This window comes from Cellulomonas xylanilytica, from assembly GCF_007989805.1.
Taxonomy (GTDB): Bacteria; Actinomycetota; Actinomycetes; order Actinomycetales; family Cellulomonadaceae; genus Cellulomonas; species Cellulomonas xylanilytica.
Window position 1 is genome coordinate 37,314 of sequence record NZ_BJUB01000007.1, and the last position, 19,203, is coordinate 56,516.

Annotated in this window: 24 protein-coding genes; 12 read left to right on the top strand and 12 right to left on the bottom strand. The window is 72.9% G+C overall.

The window, feature by feature from the left end; all coding sequences use genetic code 11:
- Positions 1-76: 76 nt before the first annotated feature.
- The gene (locus CXY01_RS11580) at positions 77-844 is read left to right on the top strand and encodes an ABC transporter ATP-binding protein (RefSeq protein ID WP_146927594.1); all 768 of its coding nucleotides are present in this window, start codon (positions 77-79) and stop codon (positions 842-844) included.
- Positions 829-2,526 carry a hypothetical protein gene (locus CXY01_RS11585; RefSeq protein ID WP_146927595.1) on the top strand — a complete coding sequence of 566 codons (1,698 nt, stop codon included), beginning with the start codon at positions 829-831 and terminating at the stop codon, positions 2,524-2,526. Before CXY01_RS11580 ends, CXY01_RS11585 begins: the two co-directional genes overlap by 16 nt.
- Positions 2,527-2,559: 33 nt before the next feature.
- On the opposite strand, the gene CXY01_RS11590 is transcribed toward CXY01_RS11585, so the two are convergent.
- Entirely contained in the window at positions 2,560-3,339 is a 780-nt protein-coding gene (locus CXY01_RS11590) for a MerR family transcriptional regulator (protein ID WP_146927596.1), read from the bottom strand.
- Position 3,340: 1 nt separating this feature from the next.
- A complete protein-coding gene (locus tag CXY01_RS11595) occupies positions 3,341-3,721 on the bottom strand; it encodes a VOC family protein (protein ID WP_146927597.1) in 381 nt (126 codons plus the stop codon).
- A gap of 115 nt (positions 3,722-3,836) precedes the next feature.
- Between CXY01_RS11595 and CXY01_RS11600 the strand changes: the two genes are divergently transcribed.
- Positions 3,837-4,199 (top strand): VOC family protein, encoded by a 363-nt coding sequence (locus CXY01_RS11600; protein ID WP_146927598.1) that lies wholly within the window; start codon positions 3,837-3,839, stop codon positions 4,197-4,199.
- Between the two features lie 85 nt (positions 4,200-4,284).
- On the opposite strand, the gene CXY01_RS11605 is transcribed toward CXY01_RS11600, so the two are convergent.
- The 5 genes from CXY01_RS11605 to CXY01_RS11625 form a co-directional block, all read right to left on the bottom strand.
- Positions 4,285-5,097 (bottom strand): class I SAM-dependent methyltransferase, encoded by an 813-nt coding sequence (locus tag CXY01_RS11605; RefSeq protein WP_146927599.1) that lies wholly within the window; start codon positions 5,095-5,097, stop codon positions 4,285-4,287.
- Between the two features lie 52 nt (positions 5,098-5,149).
- Positions 5,150-5,761 carry a hypothetical protein gene (locus tag CXY01_RS11610; protein WP_146927600.1) on the bottom strand — a complete coding sequence of 204 codons (612 nt, stop codon included), beginning with the start codon at positions 5,759-5,761 and terminating at the stop codon, positions 5,150-5,152.
- 26 nt (positions 5,762-5,787) lie between these two features.
- Positions 5,788-6,129, bottom strand: a complete 342-nt coding sequence (locus tag CXY01_RS11615; protein ID WP_146927601.1) for a hypothetical protein — start codon at positions 6,127-6,129, stop codon at positions 5,788-5,790.
- On the bottom strand, positions 6,126-6,974 hold the full coding sequence (locus tag CXY01_RS11620) for a CPBP family intramembrane glutamic endopeptidase (RefSeq protein ID WP_146927602.1): 849 nt from the start codon (positions 6,972-6,974) through the stop codon (positions 6,126-6,128). The genes CXY01_RS11615 and CXY01_RS11620 overlap by 4 nt, the downstream gene beginning before the upstream one ends.
- 65 nt (positions 6,975-7,039) lie before the next feature.
- On the bottom strand, positions 7,040-7,573 hold the full coding sequence (locus tag CXY01_RS11625; RefSeq protein WP_146927603.1) for a PadR family transcriptional regulator: 534 nt from the start codon (positions 7,571-7,573) through the stop codon (positions 7,040-7,042).
- Between the two features lie 119 nt (positions 7,574-7,692).
- Here CXY01_RS11625 and pdxH point away from each other — a divergent pair, with 119 nt between their 5' ends.
- The gene (gene pdxH / locus CXY01_RS11630; RefSeq protein WP_307724395.1) at positions 7,693-8,361 is read left to right on the top strand and encodes a pyridoxamine 5'-phosphate oxidase; all 669 of its coding nucleotides are present in this window, start codon (positions 7,693-7,695) and stop codon (positions 8,359-8,361) included.
- A gap of 10 nt (positions 8,362-8,371) precedes the next feature.
- Here the strand turns inward: pdxH and CXY01_RS11635 are convergent, their stop codons facing one another.
- Positions 8,372-8,908, bottom strand: coding sequence for a GNAT family N-acetyltransferase (locus CXY01_RS11635; RefSeq protein WP_146927605.1), 537 nt, complete (start codon positions 8,906-8,908; stop codon positions 8,372-8,374).
- 119 nt (positions 8,909-9,027) lie between these two features.
- Between CXY01_RS11635 and CXY01_RS11640 the strand changes: the two genes are divergently transcribed.
- From CXY01_RS11640 to CXY01_RS11660, 5 genes are all read left to right on the top strand, one after another.
- The gene (locus CXY01_RS11640) at positions 9,028-9,573 is read left to right on the top strand and encodes a hypothetical protein (RefSeq protein ID WP_146927606.1); all 546 of its coding nucleotides are present in this window, start codon (positions 9,028-9,030) and stop codon (positions 9,571-9,573) included.
- A gap of 3 nt (positions 9,574-9,576) precedes the next feature.
- A complete protein-coding gene (locus CXY01_RS11645; RefSeq protein WP_146927607.1) occupies positions 9,577-10,671 on the top strand; it encodes an OmpA family protein in 1,095 nt (364 codons plus the stop codon).
- 93 nt (positions 10,672-10,764) lie between these two features.
- Positions 10,765-11,184 (top strand): YciI family protein, encoded by a 420-nt coding sequence (locus tag CXY01_RS11650; RefSeq protein WP_146927608.1) that lies wholly within the window; start codon positions 10,765-10,767, stop codon positions 11,182-11,184.
- 37 nt (positions 11,185-11,221) lie between these two features.
- Positions 11,222-12,493: an RNA polymerase sigma factor gene (locus CXY01_RS11655; RefSeq protein ID WP_146927609.1), complete on the top strand. Its 1,272-nt coding sequence runs from the start codon at positions 11,222-11,224 to the stop codon at positions 12,491-12,493.
- 59 nt (positions 12,494-12,552) lie between these two features.
- Complete coding sequence (locus tag CXY01_RS11660; protein WP_146927610.1) at positions 12,553-13,281, top strand: class I SAM-dependent DNA methyltransferase; 729 nt, start codon at positions 12,553-12,555, stop codon at positions 13,279-13,281.
- 45 nt (positions 13,282-13,326) lie between these two features.
- On the opposite strand, the gene CXY01_RS11665 is transcribed toward CXY01_RS11660, so the two are convergent.
- Positions 13,327-14,385: a pectinesterase family protein gene (locus CXY01_RS11665; protein WP_146927611.1), complete on the bottom strand. Its 1,059-nt coding sequence runs from the start codon at positions 14,383-14,385 to the stop codon at positions 13,327-13,329.
- 138 nt (positions 14,386-14,523) lie between these two features.
- Between CXY01_RS11665 and CXY01_RS11670 the strand changes: the two genes are divergently transcribed.
- Together CXY01_RS11670 and CXY01_RS11675 are read left to right on the top strand one after the other, a co-directional pair.
- Positions 14,524-14,748, top strand: coding sequence for a hypothetical protein (locus CXY01_RS11670; RefSeq protein ID WP_146927612.1), 225 nt, complete (start codon positions 14,524-14,526; stop codon positions 14,746-14,748).
- Positions 14,748-15,068 (top strand): type II toxin-antitoxin system PemK/MazF family toxin, encoded by a 321-nt coding sequence (locus tag CXY01_RS11675; RefSeq protein ID WP_146927613.1) that lies wholly within the window; start codon positions 14,748-14,750, stop codon positions 15,066-15,068. The genes CXY01_RS11670 and CXY01_RS11675 overlap by 1 nt, the downstream gene beginning before the upstream one ends.
- Positions 15,069-15,111: 43 nt before the next feature.
- Here CXY01_RS11675 and CXY01_RS11680 read toward each other — a convergent pair whose 3' ends face one another.
- The gene (locus CXY01_RS11680; protein WP_146927614.1) at positions 15,112-16,659 is read right to left on the bottom strand and encodes a M20/M25/M40 family metallo-hydrolase; all 1,548 of its coding nucleotides are present in this window, start codon (positions 16,657-16,659) and stop codon (positions 15,112-15,114) included.
- A 199-nt stretch (positions 16,660-16,858) separates the two neighbouring features.
- Between CXY01_RS11680 and CXY01_RS11685 the strand changes: the two genes are divergently transcribed.
- Positions 16,859-17,497, top strand: a complete 639-nt coding sequence (locus CXY01_RS11685; RefSeq protein ID WP_146927615.1) for a DUF5317 family protein — start codon at positions 16,859-16,861, stop codon at positions 17,495-17,497.
- Positions 17,498-17,862: 365 nt separating this feature from the next.
- On the opposite strand, the gene CXY01_RS11690 is transcribed toward CXY01_RS11685, so the two are convergent.
- Positions 17,863-18,354 carry an FBP domain-containing protein gene (locus CXY01_RS11690; protein WP_146927616.1) on the bottom strand — a complete coding sequence of 164 codons (492 nt, stop codon included), beginning with the start codon at positions 18,352-18,354 and terminating at the stop codon, positions 17,863-17,865.
- A 273-nt stretch (positions 18,355-18,627) separates the two neighbouring features.
- Positions 18,628-19,194 carry a TetR/AcrR family transcriptional regulator gene (locus CXY01_RS11695; RefSeq protein WP_146927617.1) on the bottom strand — a complete coding sequence of 189 codons (567 nt, stop codon included), beginning with the start codon at positions 19,192-19,194 and terminating at the stop codon, positions 18,628-18,630.
- Between the last annotated feature and the right edge of the window lie 9 nt (positions 19,195-19,203).

Sequence of the window (19,203 nt, forward strand, 5' to 3'; positions counted from 1 at the left end):
ACTTCTGGCCGGACGGCCGGGCGCTCTGGCCGATCGACCGAGGTGGACCGCGGACGGCGCTGCCGAGACTGGGGGCATGGCAGACGAACACGCACTCGAGCTCATCGACCTCCGCCGGGAGTTCGCCGAGAAGGTGGCCGTCGACGACATGTCGCTGCGCGTCCCGTACGGGTCGTTCTACGGGGTCGTCGGGCCGAACGGCGCGGGCAAGACGACCGCCCTGTCCATGGCGGTCGGCCTCCTGCGCCCCACGAGCGGCCGCGCGCTCGTCCAGGGGATCGACGTGTGGCAGGACCCCATCAGCGCCAAGCAGCGGCTCGGGGTGCTGCCCGACGGGCTCGCCCTCCCCGAGCGGCTGACCGGCGGGGAGCTGCTCACCTACTGGGGCCGGTTCCGGCGCCTGCCGCGCGAGGTCGTGGCCGCCCGGACCGAGGAGCTGCTGCGCATCCTGGAGCTCGACGAGGCGGAGGCGCTCGGCACCCTGGTGGGTGAGTACTCGACGGGCATGCGCAAGAAGATCGGCCTGGCCACGGCCCTGTTGCACGCGCCCAAGGTGCTGGTGCTCGACGAGCCGTACGAGGCGGTCGACCCGGTCTCCGCCCGTGTGCTGACGCGGATCCTGCGCCGGTTCACCGAGGGCGGCGGCGCGGTGGTGATCTCCAGCCACGTGATGGCCATGGTCGAGCAGCTCTGCGACCGCGTCGCCATCGTGGCGCGGGGGCAGGTCGTGGCCGACGGCACCCTCGATGAGGTCCGCCGCGGAGCGTCCCTCGAGGACCGGTTCGTCGAGCTGGTGGGCGCACCCGAGGCGGACGAGGAGGAGCTCGCATGGATCGCGACCTGATCTCGCTGAAGTTCACGATGCTGCGGAACACGACCCCGGGGCTGCGCAAGGCGGGCTGGATCGTCGGGGGCGTGGCGGTTCTCGCCACGTGGGCCGTCGCGATCCTCGCCTCGGGCGACGCCGTGCGGTCGTCCGCGCTGACCCTCGTGTTCGCCCTGTGGGGTGCGGGGGCCGCGGTCGGGCCGGTCATGACGAGCGGGGCGGGCGTCCTGCGCCCCGACTACTTCACGCTGCTCCCCCTGCCGCGGGCCGCGCTCGGGCGCGGGCTGCTGGTGAGCGTCTTCGTGAGCATCGCGTCCGGCTTCGTGCTGCTGGCCCTCCTGGCGACCGCCGTGCACGCGCTGCGCGTCGACCCCGTCACCGTCGTCGTCGTGCTCGTCGGCGCCCCGCTGACCTGGGTGCTCGTCGTGTCCCTGTCCCGCCTGGTCTACGGGCTGCTCGGCGCGGCGATGAAGACCAAGCTGGGCGTCGAGATCGCCGGCGTCCAGTTCGGCCTCATGTTCGCGGGGTGGTTCGCCGGCTGGATGATCGTGCAGGTTGCCGTCCAGAGCGTGCCCAGGCTGCTGCAGGACGGGCTGCCCGAGGGGCCGATCACGACCGTCGTCGACGCGCTGCCCACCTCGTGGATGGTGCTGTCCGTCGACGCCGCCGCGGCCGGGGACTGGGCACGTGCGGGCGGCCTGCTGCTCGCGCTCGCGGCCCTCGACGCCGTGCTGGTCCTCGCGACCGTCCCCCTGCTCGTCCCCCGCAGCGCCGCCGTCACCAAGCGCAGCGAGCGCATGCGCTCGCGCGGCCTGGTCGCGGGCGGCGGCATCCTGCCCGCCACGCAGACGGGCGCGGTCGCGATGAAGGAGGTGCGGCAGTGGCGTCGCGACGCCTGGCGTGCGCTCGAGAGCAGCACCGCCGTCTGGACCGGGGCGGCGATCGGTGTGTTCGCCCTGCTCGCCGGGTACGAGTCCGTGGCGTCGTTCGCGGGGCTGATCGTCGCCTTCATGCTCGGCCTCAGCGCGTGCAACCTCTACGGGCAGGACGGCTCCGCCGTCTGGCAGAACGTGGTCGGACAGGACGAGACGTCCGTGCGGTCCGACGTGCACGGCCGGCAGTGGGCCATGCTCATCGTCTTCCTGCCGCGCGCGCTCGTCGTGACCGTGCCGTTCCTGCTGCTCAGCCAGGCGTGGTGGACGGTCCCGGTGCTGCTCGCGGCGATCCCCGCCGTCTTCGGCGCCGCGGCGGGCGTCGCCGTCCTGGTGTCGGCCCTCGGGGTCTCGCCCGGTGTCGACCCGCGCAGGCGCATGGGCCCCAACGACGCCAACGGCAACATCGCCCTGCACGTGTGGATCGTGCTGCTGGTGGTCCCGGTGGCCGTCCTGCCCACGGCCGCGATGGTCGTCTGGTCGCAGGTCACGGGCGAGCCGGCGCTGGTCGTAGCAGCCGTGGTCGTGGGGCTGGTCAACGGTGTCGGCGCCGCCTGGGTGCTGGCCCGGGTCGCGATCGGGTACCTGAGCACCCGGATGCCCGACGTCTTCACGCGCATCCGGTACGGCCAGGTCTTCCACGGGTCCGACCGTTCCGACGACGGACTGCTCGCCTGGGTGGAGAGCACCACGCTCAAGGGCGAGCAGGACCTGGCCGCCCAGAAGCGCAAGCAGCGGGAGGCCCGGCTGGCGCGAGCGGCCCGCTGACCGTGTCGGACCGCGGCCCGAGGGGCAGGAGCCTCAGCTCAGCGGCGACCAGAACGACCACGGCTCGCCCTCGGGTCCCAGCGCCCCGTACTCGCGCACCCCGTAGGGCTGGTCCGCGGGCGGGAAGGTGACCGTGCCGCCGCGCGCGACGACGGCCGCGTGGTGGGCGTCGACGTCCCGGACGGTCACGACGAGCATCCCGGTCGCCGCCCCCAGCCCGGCCGGTGAGGCGAGCCCCCACTCGGGTGCGACGCGGTGGAGCATCACGACGCCGTCGGCGGTCCGCACCTCGGCGTGCACGACGGTCCCCGCGTCGTCCCGCCGCAGCGGTCCCGCCTCGAGCCCGAACACGTCCACGAGGTGCCGGTGCGCCGCCTCCAGGTCGGCGTAGACGAGGACCGCGATCCGGCGCAACGGTTCGGTGGCGCTGACTGCGGTGTCCTCGAGCACGGCGAGCAGCCGCCGGCACACGTCCTCGTCAGCAGGCCCGTCGGCGGGGACCACCGTGAGCCGGTGCAGCAGCCGCTCCATCCGCAGCACCTGGTCCTCCAGAGTGGCAAGGTGCGTGCGCAGCGCCCCGTCGAGCGTCCAGGTCGGGTCGTCGAGCGCCGCCGCGATCTCGTCGAGCGGAGTGCCGAACCGGCGCAGCACGCTGATCCGGTACAGGCGCTCGACCTGCTCGCGCCGGTAGACGCGGTGGCCGGCGGGCGTGCGGTCCGGCGTGAGGAGCCCGATGTCGTCGTAGTGGTGCAGCGTGCGGACGGTCAGCCCGGAGACGTCGGCCAGCTCGCCCACCCGCCACTGGTCGGGCACCTCAGTGCGCGGGTGAGTGGATGGCCCAGCGGTGGCCGAACGGGTCCACGAGCCAGCCCCGCTTCTCGTCCCCCTGGTCCGACGGCTCACGGTCGGGCGTCGCACCAGCTGCCACCGCGGCCGCGTACACGGCCGACGCGTCGTCGACCCCGAGCACGAGCGCGCACGTGCTGTGCCCGAGCGTGGCCGGGGCGTAGGCGCCGTAGTCGTGGAACTCGTCGGACAGGTAGAACGGGTCGCCGCCGATGGTGAGGGCCACGAAGCCGATCCGGCCGTCGCCCTCGTCGCGCTCGCCGGTCTCCTGCGCGCCGAACGCCGACGCGTAGAACGCGATCGCGGCGGCCGCGTCGTGCACCGTCAGGTACGGGACCAGGCTCGTCATGCTCGCTCCTCGGCTCGGGCGGCGCTCCGTCGTCACCGCTGCGCCCGACGCTAGGCCCTCACGTCACGTGAGGTGCAAGACCTGTCGTGTGGGTGGCTGCCCCTAGCGTCCCGGTATGACGCCGACACATCACACCCTGGACTACGTCGAGATCGCCGCGCCGGACCTCCCGGCGGCCGTCGACTTCTACGCGCGGGCGTTCGGCTGGCAGTTCACGCACTACGGCCCCGGCTACGCCGGCATCCGTGCGGCCGACGGCGACGGCGAGGTGGGCGGGCTGAGCGCGGACGGTGTGCCCGGGACCGGCGGGCCGCTCGTGCTGCTCTTCTCGGCCGACCTCGACGCCACCGTCGACGCGGTCGTGGCTGCCGGCGGGACCGTCGTGAACGGCCCCTACGCCTTCCCGGGCGGCCGGCGGTTCCACTTCCACGACCCGGCGGGCAACGAGCTGGGGGTCTGGGCGGCCGCGCCCGAGTAGTCAGCCCACGGCGCACGTCGGTGTGAGGGCGCCCGCCGTTCCGGTGCCTGGAAGCCGACCTCGGCTACCCACGTCGGCCGGGGTGTCAGTCGGCGGGACGCGCTGCCACGGTGAGCAGGTGCGAGCTGAGGCCGAGCAGGCTGGGCTCGGCCTCGATCACCCGCGCCGCGTCGAGCACAACCTCGCGGCGGTCGTCGTCGTCGAGCGCGGACGCCAGCGGCTTGATCCAGTGCGCGAGGCCCTCGACGCCGACGGTCTCCCGCACGACGAGCCCGGCCTCGGCCGCCTCCGCGGGGAGCTCCTCGGGCCGGTGGAAGTAGGCGGTGGTGAACCAGCGGGGGTCTCCGGTGGGGTTCTCGTGCACCCCGGTCGCCAGGTCCTGCGCGACGATCGCGCGGAACGCCGGGTCGAACAGGTAGGACTGCGCGAGCCCGTCGAACAAGGACGCGAACCGGTTGATCGCCATCGCGACCACCACCCCGCCGGGCACCACGACGCGGAGCGCCTCCCGCCACGTGGCCAGCCGGTCGGCACGGTCGGTCAGGTGGTAGAGCGGGCCGAGCAGGAGGACGGCGTCGACGGACGCGTCAGGCAGCGGGAGCGAGCGGGCGTCGCCGACGGATGCGGTGAACCGCGGGTGATCGCCCAGCCTCGCCGAGGCCGTGGCGACGTGGTTCCGGAGCAGGTCCACGAGGTGCACGGTGTGGCCGTCGTCGAGCAGCCACTCGGCGTGCACCCCCGTCGCCCCACCCACGTCGAGCACCCGCGCGGCCGGCGGCAGGTGGCGACGGACGATCTCCTGCACGCGCGCCAGCTCGAGCCGGCCGAGGCCCTGCCGCAGGCGCTGGTCCTCGTCGTAGGCGGTGTCGTAGTGGTCGTGGATCGGGGGCTGCTCCATCGCGACAACCTAGGGGCGGCGACCTGCCCGCAGCACGGAGATATCCGTCCGGTCACGGTGCAGTGTCGCCGTGCTCCTTCTTGCCGTACCGGTCCAGGTCCTGGTGGAACCGGTCGGTGTCCCGTCTCGTCGCGAACGTGCAGCTCAGGTACGCGAGCGTCGACTTCTCGAGGAGGGACCCGAGATCGTCCGGGGTCAACCCCGCGTCGACGAGCTCGACCTCCTCGAGCAGAGGGGTGTTCTCGAGCACGGAGACGTCCGTGAGTCCCCGACACCCCCAGATGCGGAACGTGGCCAGACGGTCGAGCCCGGAGAGGTCAGGGAGGACCAGCGGTCCTCGGACATTGAGGATTTGCAGCTCCTCGATCTGGGCCAGCCCCGCCAGGAAGTCCCAGCCGGGCGTGGGCTTGATGCCGTTGAGGAACAGTCTCCGCAGCGTGCCGACCTCCGCGAGAGCGCGGGCGTCGTCGACCCGGACGTTGATGAGGCTCAGGCTCTCGAGGGCGGGCAGGTCCCGCAGGAACACCAGTGACGAGTGGCGCGTCCGCCAGAGCTCGAGCTCGGTCCTGGACCGGTGTCTCCCGGCAAGGAGCTGGTGCTCGGCCTCCGTGAAGCTGTCCTCGACGACGACTTTGCCCTTCACGACGCGGACGTTCGTCGACATGTGCTCGTCCCCGGGTGCGGCGGCGGTCAGCCGACGAGGTCTCGGACGGCGACGGCCAGGAGCAGGACCACCGCCGCGGCGGGTGCGAGCGCCGCCAGGACGACAGTGGTCCGGTTGCGCCAGCGAGGCGCCCGCCCTTGCCGGGCCTGCACGATCCCGGCGACGAGCGCAGGCACGGACGGGATCAGCGAGGCCATCAGGAGCACGACCGCGCCGAGCGTGCCGAACGACTGCGGGTTGCGGGCACCCTCGACGGCGAACACCCCGGCGACGACCGCACCGGTCGCGCCGACCACCGCCAGCACCAGCGCGACCCAGCCGATGATCGTCGCCCACGGGACTCGTCGCGCCACTGCCTGCTCCGTCATGCAGGGACAGTACCGACGGACGTACGACCCCAGCGCTGGTAGACCACGACCGCCGTCAGCACCAGGAGCGGCAGCACGACGAGGCTCTCAGGACGGGCTCCGAAGACGAGCGGGCTGTCGAGGACGAGCACGTCGGCGGACAGCAGCGGCCACGCCACCGCGTTGGCCATGCCGTGGCCCAGCACCGCGGGCCACACGCTGCCGGTACGGTCCCGGGCGACCCCCCAGATCACGGCCATCGCGAGCACCGCGACCGAGAACATCGGGATCTGGAGGCCGAGCGGGACCCCGGTGTACCCGTCGCCGAACGCGACGATGTACGGCACGTGCCACACGGCCCACAGCGCGCCGACCGCGAGGTGGCGCCGCAGCGCGGGGACGCCGAGAGCGGCCAGCCGGGGCTCCAGGTAGCCCCGCCACCCGAACTCCTCGAACGCCGCGAACGTGAGCCGCGCGGCCAGGCCGGTCGCGAACAGCACGGCGAACCGCTCCGCCGCGCCCGGCGCCAGGTGCACGTCTCCGAGCAGCGCCCCGAGCGCGACCGGCACCAGGAACAGCACCGGGAACAGCAGCAGCGCGACCGCGTACCAGCCGCGCTCGCGGCCCAGGCGCAGGCCCGCATCGGCCCAGCCCTCGCGACCGATCGTGCGCAGCCCGACGGCCAGGAGGATCGGGCTCATGACGAACAGCAGCGCGCCCGCGCTGGTCTCCGGGTCCGGCGACGAGGCCATCACCAGGCCACCGAGCACGGACAGGACCAGGACGCCGACGGCGTAGACCAGCACGCCGCGACGGCTCGCGGGACGACGCGTGCGGGCGGGGCGTGCAGGTGCGGTGGTGGTCATGGTGGCTCCTTCGGGCGTGGGGCATCGCCCGGCCGCCGGGTGGCGGTCGGTCCGGTCGGGGTGGCTCAGTCGGTCAGCTCGGCGAGCAGGTCCTCGGCCCACTCGAGCTCGGCGCGCGCGTGCATGAGCCCGTTGGCGAGCGTGGCCAGGCGGAGGCGGACGTCCAGGCCGGGGTTGGCGATCGCCTGCCGTGCGGCATCCCTCGTCTGCTCCAGCACGGCCGCCAGCTCGCGCGCCTCCTCGGCACGCTCCTGGAGCACGGCTCGCACGCGGTCGGTGCCGAGCCGCCCGACGAAGAACAGCCGCACCAGGAACACCTCGCGCGACGGCACGTACTCGACGGGCGCCGCGAGCCAGGAGTCCAGCTCCGCGAGACCCGCGTCGGTGATCGAGTGCTCGCGGCGGTCCGGATTGCCCTGCTGCGGGATGGTCCGCACGTCGACCAGGCCGTCGGCGGCCAGATGACCGAGCGTGCGGTAGATCTGCGCCTGGTCCGCCGGCCAGAAGTGCGCGACCGACTCCTCCATGTGCTTGCGCAGGTCGTAGCCGGTCATCGGGGCGATCGACAGGAACCCGAGGACGGCGTGCTTGAGGGACATGGTGGGAACCTACTAGACGAGTCTCCTATGAGACAAGTCCTGTATCACGGCTCGCTGCGGGATGCGGCTGCTCGACGTACGCTCGCCGAGGTCCGGGCGGCAGAGCGATGGGTGGCAGCGTGCGCAGCGAGTACTCGGGTGAGGGCCTCAGCGAGAGCGAGCTCGCGGCGACACCGCTCCAGCAGGTCCGGCGGTGGGTCGACGAGGCGACGGCCCGGCAGGCGGAGCGCGGTGACGTCGTCGAGCCGACGGCGCTGTCCGTCGCCACGGTCGACGCCGACGGTCGCCCCAACGTCCGGACGGTGCTCATGCGCTTCCTCGACGAGCGCGGACCGGGCTTCGTCACCGACCTGGGCTCCGCGAAGAGCCAGGAGATCGGCTCCACCGGGACGGTCGCCGCGTCGCTGACGTGGCCGGCCATGTTCCGGGCGGTCCGGTTCCGCGGTCGTGCGGTGCCCGTGGGTCGCGACGAGATCACCGCCTACTTCGCCTCCCGGCCGTGGGGCTCCCGGATCAGCGCGTGGGCGTCGGACCAGTCGCAGCCGATCGCCGACCGCGCAGCGCTGGTCGCCGCCTACGAGCGGTACGCGGCCCGCTACCCGGACACCGGCTCGGCCGACGACGTCCCCGTGCCGGACGGGTGGGGCGGCTGGCGGATCGAGTGCGACGAGGTCGAGCTCTGGGCGGGCCGGCGCGACCGGCTGCACGACCGGCTGGTGTTCACGCGGGTGGGCGCCGGCGGCCTCGACACGGCCGCCGCATGGTCGGTCCACCGCCGCCAGCCCTGAGCGTCGCTCGTCAGAGCCGCCGCACCATCTCGATCTCCGGGCCGATCGTGCTGCTGAACTCGACACCCGAGGGCACGAAGCCGGCACGCCGGTAGGCGCCCTGGGCGCGCGCGTTGTCGCGGTGGACGCCGAGGTCGAGCTCGCCGAACCCCAGGTCGCGGGCCCAGTCGGCCGCCGCGTCGAGCAGCCGGTCGATGAGCCCGGTGCCCCGCTGCTCGCGGCGGACGTATACCCCGACGACGGTCGCGCGGCTCCGCTCGATCGGCCGACCGTGGTAGTCGACCGACCCGACCCGCTGGGCGATCACGGTCACCGAGCCGACCAGGGCCGAGCCGTCGTCGGCGACGAGCTGCACGGCGTCGTCCCCGGCAGCCGAACCGGCGGTGCGGTCCCGGTAGAACTCGTCGGGTGCGGCAGCCGCGCGCTCGTAGGTCTCGAGGAACGCGATGCCGGCCGCCTCGTCCTGGAGCGCGTCGAGCCGCAGCGCGCGGGCGGCCTCCCACTCGTCGGCCCGGACGCGTCGGACGGTGGGGGTGGGGTCGTCCATGGCCGCATCGTAGGGCGGTCCCCGTCGTGCACAGGGTGGGCACGACACCTGCGAGCGGGCCCACGGCCGGTACCGTCGTACCCGCTGACCCGGACGTTCCGGGCGACAGGGAGGGACAGATGCGTTCGTCGGTCGTCGTGACGGTGGTGGTTCTGGGGGTCCTCGGGCTCGCCGGGTGCACGGACAGCGACGAGCCGGAGCCGTCCCCGACCGCGTCGGCATCGGCCGCAGGCGGGACCGCCGGGACGGTGCAGCAGGCCGGCACGGTGTTCGACGCCACCTTCCCGGTCCCCGGGGAGCCGGACGACACGGTGCGGGTCGAGGTCGAACCGCTCGTCGTGCAGGGCAAGACCATGGAGCTGCGCGTCTGGTTCACCCCCGACTCCCTCGACGAGGGTGAGTCGGCCAACATCTACGAGCTGACCGGGAGCGGGGACCTGCAGCCGGCCCTCAACGACCTGGAGCACCTCACGCAGTACTTCGTGCTGAGCGAGACCGGCCAGAAGTGGGCGACCGACACGGTGAGCGCCAAGGCGGCCGGCGGTGAGCCGGTGCTGTTCCAGGCGTGGTTCGCCGCACCGACCGAGCAGGTCGAGGCGCTCGACCTGTCGCTGGTCGCGTCGTGGGCCCCGTTCGAGAACGTCCCCGTGACGTACGAGGACTGAGCCGTGCGACCCCTCACCCGCCGGTGGCCCGCCGCGGCCGCCCTCATGGTCTGCGTCGGGCTGCTCGTCTCCGCCGCCTCCCCGGCCACCGACGACGAACCCCTCACGCTGGACGACTTCCCGGCCCTCACCGACGGCGTCCTGACCAACCCCCTGTTCGCGGTGCGGGACTACAGCCAGTCGCCGGCGTTCTTCACGGTGCGGCCGTACGACCCTGCTCCCGCCACCAAGCAGGTGGAGCAGGTCGAGCAGGAGCAGGACCAGACGTCGGTCACCCTCGCGTCGGACATCCTGTTCACGGTCGACGGCAGCGACCTGTCCGAGCCGGCGGTCGCCGCCATCGGCGCGCTCGTCGCGCAGGTCCCCGCCGGTGCGACCGTCACGGTCGACGGCCACACCGACTCCGTGCTCGACGACGCGTACAACCAGGCCCTGTCCGAGCGCCGCGCCCAGTCGGTCGCCGCCGCGGTCGCCGCAGCCCGCCCCGACGTCGTGCTCGACGTGCACGGGTACGGCGAGTCGCGGCTGAAGGTCCCCGAGGGCGGCGACGACCTGGCCGAGGACCGGGCGCAGAACCGGCGGGTCGAGGTGACCTACACGGGGTCGGCCCCTGAGGCGACACCGACGCCGACCCCGACGGCCGGTGCCGCGGCTGCCGGGCCCTACGGGGGCGCCGGCCTCGTCGTGCCGGTGCCGGAGTCGCTCGAGGCCGAGCAGACCGTGGACGCCCCCGGCCGTCCCGGCGAGAAGCTGCGCATCGGGGTCGAGAGCCTGGAGGTGCGCGGGGGCTCGATGCGGCTGCGGATCGTCCTCGAACGGCTGGACGGGCCGAGCGATCCCGTGACGCTCTACGAGCTGATGGACCAGGCCGTGCTCAGTCCGGGCGTCGCCGACCGCACGCGCCTCGTCGAGTACCGCACGCTGTCGAACACCGGCCAGCGCTGGTCGACCGACCCGGTCGCGCTCGACCTCGTGCCCGGTGTCCCCGTGCGGTTCGAGGCGACGCTCCCGGCGCCGCTCTACCCGACGGAGGCGCTCGCCGTCAGCGTCGACTCCCGCTGGCCGACCTTCGAGGACGTCCCCGTCACCTTCTCCTGATTCGTTCGGCGGCGATGTCGATCAGGTGGCTGCGCCGTTCGACTGATCGGTGAGAGGGTCCGACGGGGACCCCGACACGGCAGGAGAAGAACCGTGAAGTACATGCTGATCATGCGCGCCACCGACGAGGCCTACGCCGCGTTCCAGGACGTCGACTTCGCCGAGATCATGGAGGCGATGGGCCGGTTCAACGACGAGATGATCTCGGCCGGCGTGCTCGTCGCCGCCGAGGGTCTCGACGACGCGGCCGACGGGGTCGTCATCGACTTCTCCTCGCAGCCGCCGGTCGTCAGCGACGGCCCGTACGGCGAGACCAAGGAGCTGTTCGGCGGCTTCTGGATCCTCGACGTGGCGTCGAAGGAGGAAGCCGTCGAGTGGGCCAAGCGCGCACCGATGACCGGCCCGGGCCAGAAGACGGAGATCCGTCGCGTGACGAGCATCGACGACTTCCCGCAGGACAACGAGTGGATCCAGAAGGAGCGGGCGTGGCGGGAGCGGACGGGCCAGCTCTGACGTCGTCGGGGAGAGCCGCGGGAAGGCGAGTGCGAGCGTGGCGGGAGCGGACGGGCCGGCTCTGACGCGGTCAGGGAGCGGGCGCGACGCGGTCGAGGCGGTGTGGCGGATCGAGTCCGCGCGCATCGTCTCGACCCTCGCCCGCTACACCGGCGACTTCGGCCTGGCTGAGGACCTCGCCCAGGAGGCGCTGGCCGCGGCGCTGGTGGCGTGGCCGCGCGACGGCATCCCCAGCAGCCCGGCGGCGTGGCTGCTCACGGTGGGTCGCCGGCGCGCGGTCGACACCTACCGGCGCCGGGTCGCGCTCGACGAGCGGCACGCCACCCTCGCGCGGGACCTGAGCGAGGGCGTCGACGACCTGCTGTACGACCCGGACCGGATCGACGACGACGTGCTGGCGCTGATGTTCGTCGCGTGCCACCCGGTGCTGTCGCGCGAGGCGCAGATCACGATGACGCTGCGGGTGGTCGGCGGTCTGACCAGCGACGAGATCGCCCGCGCGCTCCTGGTGCCGACGGCCACGGTCCAGGCCAGGATCACCCGCGCGAAGAAGACGCTCGGCGCGGCACAGGTCCCGTTCGAGGTGCCGCCGGCGGACGAGCGCCGCGCCCGGCTGGCGTCGGTGCTCAACGTCCTCTACCTCGTGTTCACCGAGGGGTCGTCGGCGACGTCGGGCAGCGACTGGATCCGCCAGGACCTCGCCCATGAGGCGGTCCGCCAGGCGCGGGTGCTGGCGCAGCTGGTGCCCGACGAGCCCGAGGTCCACGGCCTGCTCGCCCTGCTGGAGCTGACCGCTGCACGGTTCCCGGCCCGCGTGAGCGACGACGGTGAACCGGTCCTGCTCGAGGAGCAGGACCGCCGACGGTGGGACCGCGCCGCGATCCGGCGCGGTCGCGCGGCCCTCGCCACGGCCGGCCGGGTGGGGCGGGGCCTCGGTGCGTACGGGGTCCAGGCCGCGATCGCCGAGTGCCACGCGGTCGCCCCGTCGGTGCAGGCGACGGACTGGGACCGGATCGTGGTGCTCTACGAGGCGCTCGGCCGCCTGGCGCCCTCGCCCGTGGTCGAGCTGAACCGCGCGGTCGCGATCTCGATGGCGCAGGGTCCGGCCGCGGCGCTGCCGGTGGTCGACGAGCTGGTGGCGGCAGGCACGCTGGACGGCGCCCACCTGCTGCCGAGCGTCCGGGGCGAGCTGCTGACGCGGCTGGGTCGCCGCGACGAGGCCCGGCACGAGCTCGAGCGCGCGCTCGACCTGTGCGGCAACGAGCGGGAGCGAGCAGTGCTGGCGCGCAAGCTCGCGGCGCTGGACTGACCGCGGGGCCGAGAGTTTTTCGTGGACGCCGCTGCCGGTCCGCTGCCATCGTCGGCCGGATGGAGCAGCTCTGGGACGCCGAGACCGCACGGCGCTACGACACCCCCGGCGTCGGCATGTTCGCCCCCGAGGTGCTCGGGCCGACCGTCGACCGGCTCGTCGCGCTCGCGGACGGCGGCCGTGCGCTCGAGCTCGCGATCGGGACGGGTCGCGTGGGAGTTCCGCTCGCGGAGCGCGGCGTCCCCGTCACGGGCATCGAGCTGTCCCCGCACATGGTCGAGCAGCTGCGGACCAAGGTCGACGAGGACGCCGTGCCGGTGGTCCTCGGGGACATGGCGACGGCCACCGCGCCCGGCGAGTTCAGCCTCGTCTACCTGGTGTTCAACACCATCGCCAACCTGCTCACGCAGGAGGAGCAGGTCGCGTGCTTCCGCAACGCCGCCCGCCACCTCGTCCCGGGCGGACGCTTCGTCATCGAGCTCTGGGTGCCCGAGCTGCGCAAGCTGCCGCCGGGCGTGGAGGCCACGGTCTGGCTGAACGAGCCGGGCTACATCGGCCTCGACACCTACGACGTGCTGCACCAGCGGGTGGTCTCGCACCACTTCCGGTTCGACGAGGGCCGGCAGGCCGAGCTCGGCCGCACGCCGCACCGGTACATCTGGCCGGCGGAGCTCGACCTCATGGGTCAGCTCGCCGGGTTCACGCTGGAGAGCCGCCACGCCGACTGGTCGGGCGGCGAGCTCACCGCCGAGTCCCGCTCGCACGTGTCGGTGTACCGGCGTGCCTGAGCTCGGCGAACGGCACTGGTGGCCGCTCGCCGAGCACGTCCGGTGTCAGCGCCGACGTGCGTCCGGTGACCAGCCGTCGGTGCCGGACAGGTAGGCGCGGACGGTGAAAGCCGCTGCCTCGGACCGGGTCAGCTGCGGACGGTCCGGCGTCACCAGGGCGCCGGGTCCGCGGTTGTGGTGCTCGGCGAAGCGGGCGTCGCGCCACGACCAGCCGCCCGAGAAGTCGCTCCACGCGACGGCACCGATGTGGTCACCGATCCAGGAGTCGCGGACCAGCACCTGACCGATGGCGTTCGGGTCGTTGCTGGGGTGCCACGGCCGGCCGAGGAAGACGGTGCCGGCCGGTGCGTCGCTGGTGAAGCGGACCCGGGTGAACAGGAAGCCGTAGGGGTTGTCGATCATGGTGCTCGGCGCGGTGACGTAGCCGTTGTTCGTCGTCGAGCCGCGGGTCAGCGAGCGCACCTCACCGCCGTCGAAGACCGCGGTCGCCCGGCCGAAGATGAAGTCGACGTCGCCCTCGACGTAGCAGTCGCGGAAGTACGCCCGGGCGACGACGGCTGCCGACGAGCTGTTCACGTAGAGGGTGTCCTGGTTGCCGAGGAACCGGACGCCGTCGAACACGAGCCGGTCGGCGCGCGTGAGGACCGCGACGGCTTGCCGGTTGGTGATCTCCGGGTGCGCGGCCTCGTCGAAGAGGTTGGCGAACGTCAGGTTGCGGGCCGTGAAGTCCGCGCCGTCGAGCGTCACACTGGCGCTGCCCGACGTCCCGTACGGGCCCGAGCCGTCGGGCTTGGGGGTGCCGTTCGCGTTGTCGTAGGCGATGACGACGTCACGGGCGTGCCGGCCGGTGCCGACGAGCGTGAGGAACGGCTTCGTCGCGGGGACCTTGACCAGCTCGCGGTACTCGCCGGGCCGGACCGCGATGACCCACGGCTCGGTGGCTCCGGTGGGAGCGGCGTCGACGGCCGCCTGCACGCTGGTGAAGTCGGCGCTGCCGTCGGCCGCGACGACGGCGTCGGGGCGGTCGCGACCTCGCCCGTCGTGGGCGGCGGCCGTTCCGGCCAGTCCGCTCGCCACCACTCCGAGCACGGTGAACGCAACCATGAACAGACCCGTACGTCGTCGTACGTGCATCTCAACTCCTACGAGAAAGCGCTTGCCCGGCGGCGGGTCGACGCTAGGGCAGGCGATTCCCGGCAGTCAAGGCCACGTCATTTGTAGACGACGTGTAGACTGCGGATCATGTCAGACAGCACGACCGTCCGCGTCCGCACGTCCACCCGCGACGCGCTCAACGCGCTGAGCGCTGAGCGCAACGAACCGGTCGAGGCGGTCATCAGCGAGGGCATCGCGCTGCTGCGTCGGGAGCAGTGGCGCCGCCAGGCCGAGATCGACGCCCGGGCGGCCGCGGCCGATCCTGCCGACCGGGCCGAGATCGCGTCGGTCCTGCGCGACCTCGCCGGCTGATGCGCGGAGACGTCTACCGACTCAAGGAAAGCGGCACCCGGGGGCATGAACAGGCCGGTCCCAGGTTCGCCGTGGTCGTGCTCGCATCGCGCTTCGACCACCTGAGCACCTGGCTCGTGGTCCCGACGTCGACCCGCGCCAACCCGTACATCTTCCGCCCCCCGGTCACGATCCCCGGGCACGGTGAGACCTTGGCGCTCTGCGACGCGCTGACGGCGGTCGACCCGCAGGCGCGCCTGGGCGAGAGCGTCGGGTACCTGTCCCTCGCGGAGATGGAGTCGATCGACCGAGCGCTCGCCGGGCTGCTCGACCTGGACTGACCGGGGATGGCGCGCACGAGGCCCGTGCGCGCCACCCCGGTCGTCAGGAGGCGCGCTCCAGCAGGACGCGGTCCTCGGGTGCGAGGTGCTTGCCCGGTCCGTGGCCGTGGGCTGGGTGCTGCCAGCCCTTGCCGGGCCCGGAGACGCCGTTGATGGCCGACGTGTCCCACGCGAGGCTGTACGTCGACGCAGCGATCGCCTTCGTCATGATGCCGAGGGCGGTCGTGTTGACGTTCGAGAGGTCGTCACCGACGGAGTGGTAGTTCGGGTCGTGCGTGATCCCGGCCGTCCCACCGAACAGGGCGACCTCCTCCTCGGTCTTGACGTCGTCGGCACCGGTGAACAGCCCGGACGCCGGGATGCCGTTGAGGATGAACGCCTGGTAGTCGGACCGTCCGGAGAACTCGGTGTCGACCCACGGCTGCCCGATGGTGTCGAACCAGGTGGTCAGGACGTCCTCGGTGGCCTCGGACCCCTCGGGGATCGGGACGCCCGTGGGGGCGGGGTAGGTGGACTGGTCCGCGTCGTACACGCCGATGATGTAGTTGGGCGAGCCGACCATGTCGTAGTTCAGGTAGGTCGCGATGCGGTCGAGCTCACCCTCCTGCGTGGCCAGCTCCTCGACGTAGGCGGTGGAGCCGATCAGGCCGAGCTCCTCGGCGCCCCACCAGGCGAACCGCACGGTGTTGTGGTGCGGCGAGTGGGACTTGGCCAGCTGGACGGCGACCTCGAGGATCGCTGCCGAGCCCGTGCCGTTGTCGTTGATGCCGGGACCTTCCTCGACGCCGTCCAGGTGGGCGCCGAGCATGACGACGTTGTCGTCCCGGCCCTGCTTGGTCTCGGCGATCACGTTGAACGACTCGGCCACCTCGGTGTGGCTGGTCAGGTCCAACGTCACGTTCACGGTGCCGGCGGTCAGCGCAGCGAGGAGCGCCTGGCCGTCGGCCTGACGGACGCCGGCCACGGGCACGTTCACCAGACCCTCGGCGCCGAGGGTGCCGAACAGCTGCACGTCGGGCACGTTGTTGTAGATGACGACGCCGATCGCGCCGGCGGTCGCAGCAGCGACGGCCTTGTCACCGAACGGGCACTCGCCGCGGCTGACCAGGGCAATCTTGCCGGTGGCGACGACACCGGACCACGCGGCGGCGGTGCAGCCGAGCGGGTTGGCGGGGGCGACGAGATCGGCGGTGACCCCGCCGACCGGGGAGTTCGGGGAGAACTCCATCTGGTCCACCTCGTAGGCGGCGGAGCCGGGGGAGTTCTCCGTCAGGGTGGCCGTGTCGATGATCTCCCGGTCGAACGTGAACGGGTCTCGTTCGGTGCGGTACCCGGCCTTGCGCAGCGTGCGCTCGACGTAGCGGGCACTCTCCTCGTAGCCGGACGTCAGGGCGGCGCGGTTGCCGTCGTTCTTGTCCGCGATGCGCTGGAAGGCTGCCAGGTGACCCTGGACAGCTCGTGTGCTGACCTTCTGGGCGAACTTCTCCGGGGATCTCCCGCGATCGTGCGCCGCTGCCGGGGACGCGAGCGCCCCCGCCGTGACGATGGCGATCGATGAGGCGAGTGCGACCAGAGTTCGACGTGCCGCCATGCGGTGTCCTCCTCACACGTCGGCGCGACCTGTAGGCCACGCCGGGCCGACCCCTGTCGGCCGGTTCCTAGATCAGCACAGAACGGTCACAGGCGGAAGGTGGAGCGCAACATCGATCTGTGACGCCCGCGGCCTGAGACGTCCCTTGTCGGTGCCGGAGGGGATCGGTACTTTCCGGGCACGCCCGAGGGAGGTCACGATGGAATCCGCGCTCGTCGTGGTGCTGCTGGTGGTCCCGGTGCTCGCGGCTCTCGTGCTCGTCCTGCGGCGCGGCGGGCTCGCCTCCCTGGCTCACGTGCGGGTCCGCGGTGCGCCGTGGGCGCTGACCGGAGCCGCCGTGCAGGCGCTGCGCAGCGCCGATCCGGCGTGGGCGTCCGGGCTGCTCGATGCCGCCGGGGGCGCGCTCGTGCCGCTCGCGCTCGCGGTGTGCGCGGTCGGGTTCGCCTTCGCCAACGCGCGCGGTGCCGGGCGCGGCGTGCGCATCGCACTCGTCGTCGCCACGGTCGGGGCGCTGTCGAACGCCCTCGCGACCGCGCTGAACGGCGGCATGCCCTTCTCCGTCCCGGCGGCGCGGTCCGTCGGGCTCGACGTCACCGGCGCTCCGGGCCACGTCCCCATCGACGGCTCGACGGTGCTCGTGCCGCTCGCCGACCTGGTGCCCGTGCCGGGCGTCGCGATGGTGTTCAGCGTCGGCGACGTCCTGCTCTGGGTCGGCCTCGCGGCCGTGCTCGTCCTGGCAGCTGCCGCCACCCGACTCCCCGGCGGTCCCGCCGGGGCGCACCACCCGCCTGCCGCGGCCCCGGCCACGGCGCCCACCGTCACGAGGAGCATCCTGTGAACCGACCTTCTGCCACGCGCGTCTACGTCACCCTGTCGAGCCTGGCGGTCACCGCCGCAGCGGTGTACGCGTTCGCCGCTCCCTTCAGCCGCACCAACTGACGGTGATGCAGCGCCCCTCGTACGCGCGCGTCTACGTCACGCTCTCGAGCCTGGCGATCACCGCCGCTGCGGTGTACGCGTTCGCCGCGCCGTTCACGAAGACGAACTGACCGCCGTGCAGCGCCCTTCGTACGCGCGCGTCTACGTCACGCTGTCGAGCCTCGCGATCACCGCCGCTGCGGTGTACGCCTTCGCGGCTCCGCACGGCAGGACCAACTAGCCGGCGTCGGGTGGTGCGGTCGCGCCGCACCACCCGACCCAGCCCTACAGCTCGCGCAGCACCTCGCGCGCGAAGCGCACCGACCGCTCGCGCAGCCCGTCGACGCGGCGCAGCACGTACCCGGCCGGGTCCTGCCCGGCCTCGACGAGCGTGGGCTTGCGCCGCACGTTCGCGGAGCAGTCGAAGGTGGTGCAGATCAGCGTGCCGATGGTGTCGCCGTTGCGGCCGGGTCCGCCGGCCCGGCGGGCGACGTACATCGAGACGTCGTCGGTGGAGTAGACGTCCTCGCACCAGGCGCAGACGGCCGGGCGGCGCTTGCCGACCTCGGGCGAGCGCAGCGCGATGCCCACGAGGGTCTCCTCGTCGGGCACGACCACGTAGGCGCGCAGGGGTGCCTTGCGGTCGATCCAGCCGAGGTAGTCGAGGCGGTCCCAGCGCAGGTCGGCCAGGTCGGTGGGGACGGTGAGCTGGGCGGCCTCGCGGCGCGAGCAGTTCACGAAGGACGCGCGGATCTGCTTCTCGGTCAAGGGGTTCATGATCTCGGTGCTCTCGGGGTGGCGGGAGCCGCCACGGGCTCGTGACGGCGCGAGCGCCCGCCCGCGCATGCCCGAGGACCGGCGGAGGATGAGGTCCGTCGGTGGTGGCGCCGAGGTGGCGTCAGGCGTGCTGAGCGGGCGTCCGGGTCCCGCCTGAGCAGGCCTGGACGGCCGCCTCGCTTCCCCGCTGCATCGTGGTGCGCTCCGTGCTCGTCTTCGTCATGAACGTGTCGATGGTGCGCCTCGCCCGGCCCGCGAGTCCAATCGGATTCGTCAGTCTGCCGGGGCCGCGAGCGCCTTGCGCACCGTGAGCAGGAGCTGGCTGACCACGTCGTGCGACGGTGTCGTGCCCTCGCGGAGCTCGCTCCAGCCGAGGTAGAGGGACGACCACAGGACGCCCTGCACCCAGCCGGCGGTGAGGCGGGTGTCGAGGGTGCCGTCGGCGAGCCCCCGCGCGCAGGCGTCGTCGAGCGCCTGGGTGAACCCGAGCTCGGACCCGCACGCCTCGATCGAGACCACCTCGGAGAACATCAGGGTGAGGAGGTCGCCGAGCTGCAGGAGGGTCTGGCACGAACGCAGGAGGGCGTCGAGCCCCGGGCCGTCGTCGAGGCGTGCCCGGCCGGCGGCGTCGGACAGCTGCTGGCCGGCCTCCTGCGCGACGGCGGCGAGGAGCTCGGCGCGGTCGGGGAAGTAGCGGTGGAGCGTGGTCCGGCCGACGTCGGCGGCGTCGGCGATCTGGCCGAGGCTCGCCGCCGGGTCCTGGGCCAGCGCGCGCACGGCGGCGTCGAGGATCGCCTTGCGGGTACGTCCGCGTGCTCCGGTCGCGATGTCGGTCGTCACCTACGGAAA

Bases quoted from the DNA above. Each gene is read 5' to 3' on its own strand.
- CXY01_RS11580 (WP_146927594.1), top strand. From the start codon at position 77: ATGGCAGACGAACACGCACTCGAGCTCATCGACCTCCGCCGGGAGTTC.
- CXY01_RS11585 (WP_146927595.1), top strand. From the start codon at position 829: ATGGATCGCGACCTGATCTCGCTGAAGTTCACGATGCTGCGGAACACG.
- CXY01_RS11595 (WP_146927597.1), bottom strand. From the start codon at position 3,721: ATGACGAGCCTGGTCCCGTACCTGACGGTGCACGACGCGGCCGCCGCG.
- CXY01_RS11600 (WP_146927598.1), top strand. From the start codon at position 3,837: ATGACGCCGACACATCACACCCTGGACTACGTCGAGATCGCCGCGCCG.
- CXY01_RS11605 (WP_146927599.1), bottom strand. From the start codon at position 5,097: ATGGAGCAGCCCCCGATCCACGACCACTACGACACCGCCTACGACGAG.
- CXY01_RS11610 (WP_146927600.1), bottom strand. From the start codon at position 5,761: ATGTCGACGAACGTCCGCGTCGTGAAGGGCAAAGTCGTCGTCGAGGAC.
- CXY01_RS11615 (WP_146927601.1), bottom strand. From the start codon at position 6,129: ATGACGGAGCAGGCAGTGGCGCGACGAGTCCCGTGGGCGACGATCATC.
- CXY01_RS11620 (WP_146927602.1), bottom strand. From the start codon at position 6,974: ATGACCACCACCGCACCTGCACGCCCCGCCCGCACGCGTCGTCCCGCG.
- CXY01_RS11625 (WP_146927603.1), bottom strand. From the start codon at position 7,573: ATGTCCCTCAAGCACGCCGTCCTCGGGTTCCTGTCGATCGCCCCGATG.
- CXY01_RS11635 (WP_146927605.1), bottom strand. From the start codon at position 8,908: ATGGACGACCCCACCCCCACCGTCCGACGCGTCCGGGCCGACGAGTGG.
- CXY01_RS11640 (WP_146927606.1), top strand. From the start codon at position 9,028: ATGCGTTCGTCGGTCGTCGTGACGGTGGTGGTTCTGGGGGTCCTCGGG.
- CXY01_RS11660 (WP_146927610.1), top strand. From the start codon at position 12,553: ATGGAGCAGCTCTGGGACGCCGAGACCGCACGGCGCTACGACACCCCC.
- CXY01_RS11665 (WP_146927611.1), bottom strand. From the start codon at position 14,385: ATGGTTGCGTTCACCGTGCTCGGAGTGGTGGCGAGCGGACTGGCCGGA.
- CXY01_RS11670 (WP_146927612.1), top strand. From the start codon at position 14,524: ATGTCAGACAGCACGACCGTCCGCGTCCGCACGTCCACCCGCGACGCG.
- CXY01_RS11675 (WP_146927613.1), top strand. From the start codon at position 14,748: ATGCGCGGAGACGTCTACCGACTCAAGGAAAGCGGCACCCGGGGGCAT.
- CXY01_RS11680 (WP_146927614.1), bottom strand. From the start codon at position 16,659: ATGGCGGCACGTCGAACTCTGGTCGCACTCGCCTCATCGATCGCCATC.
- CXY01_RS11685 (WP_146927615.1), top strand. From the start codon at position 16,859: ATGGAATCCGCGCTCGTCGTGGTGCTGCTGGTGGTCCCGGTGCTCGCG.
- CXY01_RS11690 (WP_146927616.1), bottom strand. From the start codon at position 18,354: ATGAACCCCTTGACCGAGAAGCAGATCCGCGCGTCCTTCGTGAACTGC.